Raw genomic sequence first — 203 nt, 5'->3', positions numbered from 1 at the left:
CCCTTAAAATCAATATCTGCTTGTCTTGTTAGGGTTTGAAATACGGTTGAAAAAAAGAGGGCTGAAAGAAAGCGAAAGGTACTATCGTTATCTGGGATAACTAAGTACACCATTGATTTTTCCTTGCCCCATGTCTTCATATCAAGGGTATCTCTTTTGGTCAAATCCATAACACTTTGAATATTGAAGAGGGCAAATTTAGC

Annotated in this window: 1 pseudogene; it reads right to left on the bottom strand. The window is 36.9% G+C overall.

Features of this window, described 5'->3' with window-relative positions:
* Positions 1-203: pseudogene (locus HMPREF2701_RS01550) on the bottom strand (type IV secretory system conjugative DNA transfer family protein); the annotation flags it as partial.

This window comes from Streptococcus sp. HMSC077D04 (assembly GCF_001808785.1).
Lineage (GTDB): Bacteria > Bacillota > Bacilli > Lactobacillales > Streptococcaceae > Streptococcus > Streptococcus mitis_BX.
Note: the sequence above shows the minus strand (reverse complement) of the source record. Positions and strands in the feature narration are given on the sequence as shown.